The sequence below is a fragment of the Devosia sp. genome, assembly GCF_040509215.1.
Lineage (GTDB): Bacteria > Pseudomonadota > Alphaproteobacteria > Rhizobiales > Devosiaceae > Devosia.
Genome location: NZ_JBEVLL010000369.1, coordinates 1 through 2,983 on the forward strand (window position 1 = coordinate 1; position 2,983 = coordinate 2,983).

2 protein-coding genes are annotated in these 2,983 nt (G+C 61.8%); one reads left to right on the forward strand and one right to left on the reverse strand.

The genetic code is table 11. From position 1 onward, the window contains the following. Positions 1 to 51: 51 nt before the first annotated feature. On the reverse strand, positions 52 to 1,335 hold the full coding sequence (locus tag ABW043_RS20905; protein ID WP_353923127.1) for a TIGR03808 family TAT-translocated repetitive protein: 1,284 nt from the start codon (positions 1,333 to 1,335) through the stop codon (positions 52 to 54). 108 nt (positions 1,336 to 1,443) lie between these two features. Here ABW043_RS20905 and ABW043_RS20910 point away from each other — a divergent pair, with 108 nt between their 5' ends. Continuing rightward, complete coding sequence (locus ABW043_RS20910; protein ID WP_353923128.1) at positions 1,444 to 2,940, forward strand: helicase HerA-like domain-containing protein; 1,497 nt, start codon at positions 1,444 to 1,446, stop codon at positions 2,938 to 2,940. The last annotated feature ends 43 nt before the right edge of the window (positions 2,941 to 2,983 follow it).

Below are 2,983 nucleotides of genomic sequence, written 5' to 3' on the forward strand. Positions count from 1 at the left end.
CCCCTCGCCCCTCTGGGGAGAGGGTAGGGTGAGGGGTTCTTTCCAAGTGCCCTATCGTACCGTCACATTCGGATATCGGTCCGCATTGGCCTCAAGATCGGTCTCCGCAACCTCGCGCCATTCGAGGCCGACCACGTCGCCGCGCGTCGCGCCGGTAACCAGATTGCCCGAAATGTGCACCGGGCCCGCGCCATCGACCACGCTGACGCCGATGCCGATCATGCTGTCGTGGACGACGTTGTCGGTGATGGCGACATTGCGCAAAAACTGGCCCCAGCCGGCGGCGATGCCGACGCCGGGGACATTGCTGACGAGATTGCCGGTGACGGCGGTTTCGGCTTCGGCGAGGATGCCGATGGGCATGGTGTCGGGGTTCACCGCCGATTTCTCGGAGATGTTGCGCACCATATTGTTCGAGCAGATGGCGATATGGCCTTCGGTGTCGAGATTGGTGATGGAAATGCCGGTGGCAGCGCCATCGACCACATTGTCGGCGATGATCGAGCCGGAAAAGCCGAACTCGGAGAAAATTGCGACCTCGCCGCAGGTGCGGCAGATATTGCCAGTGACCTGGCAGTTCTTGGTGGTGTTGAGGCGTACAGCCGTGAAGGCGCAGTCGGAAATGTGGTTGTCGGCGACGACGACTTCGTCGGCGAGATAGACATTGATGCCGTTGCCGTTCTGGCCATTGCCGCCCTGGCGCCAGTCGATCTTGCTGATGCGGTTGTTGACGAGGATCGAGCCGTCGGGACCCGCCTCGTTGCGCCAGATGCGGATGCCAGCATTGCCGCAGCCGGAGATTGTGTTGCCGCTGGCGAGGAGACCGGTGCTGTCGAGCGAGTGGATGGCGGCGTCTCCGTGGTTTTCGAAATCACAATCGCGGATGGTCGCGGCGCTTTCAAAAAGCGAGAGGGCGATGCCGGGGCTTTCGGAAAAGCGGCAGCGTTCGATTGTGACATTGTCGGCGCCCTGGACGCCGAAGAGCGGATCGTTGCCGCTATCGCCGGTGAAACCGATATCGCGAAGGACGAGCCCGGACTGGTGCAGGAAGCCACCAATGGCTGTGCCTGAAGCGACGAGGACAGTGGCGCCGGGAACTCCTTCGACCACGAGATTGGCCGGAAAATTGATATTGCTGACGCGAAAACGGCCAGCGGGCAGAGTGACGCGGCCAGAAGCTCCATCGAGAGCTGCTTGCAGCGCAGCGCTCTGGTCGGCATCACTGTCCGCAACGAGATCGGCTGTCTGCGCTTGCGCGGCCATGGGGAGGCCAACGGCGAGGGCAGTGAGACCTGCAAGAGCGTGACGACGGGTGATCTGGGTTTTCTGGCGCATGGTGCCATTGTGCCAGCTTTGGCGCGCCGGGCGAGCGAAACCCAAAGACGTGGTGAACGGCTTTGGCTATAACGGGCAAGACTTTAGAAGACGCAAAGAGGTGACTACATGCTCGTGGACGGCAAGATCTATCTCGGCACGAGCACGCGGTTGGAATATCTCAGCCTCAAATACGGCAATCGGCATGGCCTCGTGACCGGCGCTACGGGTACGGGCAAGACGGTCACCTTGCAGGCGCTGGCCGAAGGCTTTGCGGCAGCTGGCGTGCCGGTCTTTGCCGCTGACATCAAGGGCGATCTCTCGGGCGTGGCCAAGGGCCAGCCGATCCAGGAATGGCAGACAAAGCGTGCTGAGGAGATCGGCTTTACCGATTACACCAATGACGCCTTTCCGGTGGTTTTCTGGGATCTCTTCGGCAAGCAGGGCCATCCGGTTCGCGCCACGATCTCCGAAATGGGCCCGGTGCTGCTGAGCCGCATCCTTGACCTCAACGACACGCAGGAAGGTGTGCTCAACATCGCCTTCCGCGTTGCCGACGAGGAAGGGCTGCTGCTGTTGGACTTGAAGGACCTGCGCTCGATGCTGGTCAGCATCCAGGAGCGCTCCAAGGAGATTTCGGGGCGCTACGGCAATGTGACGACTGCCTCGGTCGGCGCCATCCAGCGGGCACTACTGGTGTTGGAGCAGCAGGGCGCCGACAACTTCTTTGGCGAACGGGCGCTGGAAATTGCCGACTTGATGCGCGTCGACACCGATGGGCGTGGGTTCATCTCGATCCTGGCGGCCGACCAGTTGATGAAGTCGCCGCGGCTCTATTCGACCTTCCTCCTCTGGCTGCTTTCGGAACTCTTCGAGCAACTGCCGGAAGTCGGCGACCCGGATAAGCCGAAAATGGTGTTCTTCTTCGATGAAGCGCATCTGCTGTTCGATGACGCGCCCAAGGCGCTGATCGACAAGGTTGAGCAGGTCGTAAAACTGATCCGCTCCAAGGGCGTCGGCGTCTACTTCGTGACGCAGAACCCTATCGATATTCCCGAAGCCGTGCTGGCGCAGCTTTCCAACCGTGTGCAGCACGCCCTGCGCGCCTATACGCCGCGCGAGCAGAAGGCCGTCAAAGTCGCAGCGGAAACCTTCCGCCCCAATCCGGATTTTTCGACCGAGGAAGTCATCACCCAATTGGGGATTGGCGAGGCGCTGGTTTCGGTGCTGGAGGACAAGGGTATTCCGTCCATGGTGGGGCGCACGTTGATCCGGCCACCCTCGGCGCAGGTGGGGCCGCTCAATCTGGCCGAGCGCGATGCCACGATGGCCAATTCGCCGGTGGGCGGGCTTTACGACACCGCGGTCGACCGTGAATCGGCTTTTGAAATTCTCGAGCGACGGACGCGCGATCGGCAACTGGCCGAGGAGCGAGCCAAGTATGACGAGGCAGACCGTGTCGCCGCGGAAAGGCAGACACGCGAAGAACGCGCCAGCCAACCGCGCCGCACATCGAGCCGGCAGACTCCGGCGGAAGCTGCAATGAATTCCTTTGCGCGCACCGTGGCCAATAAGCTCGGCAATGCCATCGTTCGTGGCATTCTGGGCGGCATGAAAGGCAGATGAGCATGGCGGTGATCGGCATTTTCGCCTCCGACAAGGGGCCGGG